This is a genomic window from Streptomyces sp. NPDC057287 (assembly GCF_042667905.1).
In the GTDB taxonomy this organism is placed as follows: Bacteria; Actinomycetota; Actinomycetes; order Streptomycetales; family Streptomycetaceae; genus Streptomyces.
Genome location: NZ_JBHUYV010000044.1, coordinates 1 through 2,510 on the forward strand (window position 1 = coordinate 1; position 2,510 = coordinate 2,510).

Annotated in this window: 4 protein-coding genes; 3 read left to right on the top strand and 1 reads right to left on the bottom strand. The window is 65.4% G+C overall.

Annotated features, from left to right (window positions below; all coding sequences use genetic code 11):
• Positions 1-275: hypothetical protein (locus tag ACFUNE_RS37545; protein ID WP_383577492.1), on the top strand; the 275-nt coding region annotated here is incomplete at its 5' end.
• 283 nt (positions 276-558) lie between these two features.
• On the opposite strand, the gene ACFUNE_RS37550 is transcribed toward ACFUNE_RS37545, so the two are convergent.
• Positions 559-846, bottom strand: a complete 288-nt coding sequence (locus ACFUNE_RS37550; protein WP_376006130.1) for a hypothetical protein — start codon at positions 844-846, stop codon at positions 559-561.
• A gap of 130 nt (positions 847-976) precedes the next feature.
• Here ACFUNE_RS37550 and ACFUNE_RS37555 point away from each other — a divergent pair, with 130 nt between their 5' ends.
• Both ACFUNE_RS37555 and ACFUNE_RS37560 read left to right on the top strand, forming a co-directional pair.
• Entirely contained in the window at positions 977-1,384 is a 408-nt protein-coding gene (locus tag ACFUNE_RS37555) for a hypothetical protein (RefSeq protein WP_376006132.1), read from the top strand.
• Between the two features lie 2 nt (positions 1,385-1,386).
• Positions 1,387-2,510 (top strand): hypothetical protein (locus tag ACFUNE_RS37560; RefSeq protein WP_383577494.1); only part of this gene is annotated, 1,124 nt, incomplete at its 3' end.

Here is a 2,510-nt window from a genome sequence, read left to right on the forward strand (position 1 = left end):
GGCTCAAGGCTCGGCTCGGAGTGGACGAGATCAGCGACGAAGAGCACGCCGCCGAAGAAGTGGCCGGCGGGGAGGTGGCCGAGCTGGCCGAGTCGGCCTGGAAGATGGTCGTCGCCCACGGCCTCGAAGCCCGAGTCCTCGAAGCCGTCGAACGAGGCGGATTTCCGGCACTCGTCAAGCTCCTCACTGCACACCAAATCTGGGCAGTCAAGAAACTCGCTCCTGACGACACGTCAGAAACCCCTGACGAACCGTCAGAAGACAATGTCGCCTAGGGTTGGAGAAGTGTTTGACCGTTGGTGATCTGTGGGGCGAGAGCATGAAAGGGGGCCATTACACTTGTACCAATGGAGAGGGCTGGATGCCCTCACCGCACGAAGTGGGCACTCGGCCCCCTTTCTTGCTCTCGGAGGGGCCCCACTGATCAGCAACGGTTAAAGACTTCTTCAGCCCGGAACCACAAAAAAAACTCGACCGCCTGCGGCGGAAGCTCCGGCCCCCGCCGGGAACAACGGAAAAGGCCCCCGCCGAATTCGACGGGGGCCTCTTCCAATTCCGCTACTCACGCATCCTCTTGTAGATCGCGGTCCGGCTGACCTTCGCAGCCTTCGAGACCTCTGTCGTGGTGAGGGCCTTCGATTGCACCGCGTGCACGGAGAGTTCGGTCTCCGCCGCCTTCGCCTCCTCCGCCAGATCCGAGAACGCCCGGATCAGGTTCCGATGCCACTCGGCCGGATCACGGGACATGGCCGCGTCGGCATGTCCGAGGTATCCGGCAAGCTCAGAGATCGCTTGCAGCCTCACCTGCATCTTTGTACGGATCTCGGCCGGTACTGACTCCGACATATTCGACCATCCTTGACTACGTCTGGCGATAACCTGGTTGACAACCCCCGTGCATGAGGTTCAGGGTAGAGCACGCAACACCCCGTAGACGAGCGATCGTCACCTGACGATCTGTCACAAGGAGAGATTCATGCCCGCGATCTTCCACGTCGACCAGGCCCGCACCTTCTCGATGGTCATGTTCCTCAGCTCCTCGCCCAAGATGCAGTTCGGCACCCAGCAGCAGGACACCGCCAAGGACGGCACGCCGAAGTGGGAGGTGCAGGTCGTCGCCTCCTTCACCCAGTTCGGCCGGACCGAGAACGAGATCCTCAAGGTCGGTGTCCTCTCGCACCAGGACCCCGCCGCCCCGCTCCAGGGGATGCCGCAGCCGGTCGAGCTGGTCGGCTTCCGGGTCGGTGTCACCCCGGCCGAGAAGCGGACCGACCGCAACGGCAACGAGAAGGTCGTCGGCGGCACTGCCTGGTACCAGGCCGACGAGATCCGCCCCCTGAACGCCGTTCCCACCTCCCGTAAGTCCGCCTCGCAGGAAGGCTGACCGTGTCTGTCACCGACTCCCTGAGCCTGTCTCCCCTGGTCGCCGTCATCGCTCTCGCGGTGCTGGCGGCCTGGGGGGCGGCTCGCCTCTTCATCGCCACCTACCGGTACATCCGGGCGACTCCCCTCCAGCGGGCTCGGATGCGCCATGCCTGGGCCGTCTCCCGCCGCTGGCGTCGCCTCGCCCCGAACGTCGGCCTCGCTCGCGTGGACGAGAACACCAAGGGCCGCAAGGACTGGCAGGGCAAGACCGCCAAGCCCGTCACCGTCGTCCCGAAGATCAGGGTGCTCCCCGAGCCGTGGGGCATCCGGGCCGTCATCAAGACGATCCCGAAGGTCGGGGTCGAGGAAGTCGAAAAGGCCGGCGGTTGGCTCGCGGACGCCTGGGACTGCCAGACCGTGGAAGTCCGCCGACTCAAGGCCGGACTCGTGGAGGTCCGGGGCATCGTCGGCAACCCGCTCGACGAGCACGCGCCGTACGCCTGGCCCGACGCTGACGACTGGGTCCTCCCGATGGGTCACAACCCCTGGATGCGCCAAGTCGCCATCCCGCTACGGCAGTTGAGCGGGATCAAGGTCGCGGGCCTCCCCGGCTACGGCAAGACCATGCTCATGCTCGCCTGGATGGCCTCGCTCGCGAATCGCGCCACCGTGCAGTTCGCCATCTTTGACGGCAAGACCTCCGACGCCCGATACGGCGACTGGGGCCAGGCCGGAGACCGCGCCATGTTCGTCGTCGGCGACAACCCGGAAACCGCCAACCAACGCCTGACCGAACTGGTCCGGCTGCTCAAGGACCGCCCGGCCGCCCTGGTCGAGGAACGGGGGACGCACAAGTTCTGGAAGCACGGGCCGACCGAGACCAACCCGCTCGTCCTGGTGCTCATGGATGAGTGCCACAACTACGCCGACACCAAGGGCCTGACCGGCAAGGACAAGCAGGTCATCGAGTCCAACCAGCGCATGATGCAGACCATCTCCAAGGAGGGTCGCGGGCTCGGCGTCATCGGTATCTTCGGCACCCAGAAGCAGACCGGCGACGCGAACCCGACCGCCGTCAGGGACAACCTGGAGGTCGCCGTCAGCTTCCAGACGTACACCATCGATGCGGCCGAAGCGGACCTCGG

Coding starts and splice junctions, on each gene's coding strand:
- ACFUNE_RS37550 (WP_376006130.1), bottom strand. CDS start 846: ATGTCGGAGTCAGTACCGGCCGAGATCCGTACAAAGATGCAGGTGAGG.
- ACFUNE_RS37555 (WP_376006132.1), top strand. CDS start 977: ATGCCCGCGATCTTCCACGTCGACCAGGCCCGCACCTTCTCGATGGTC.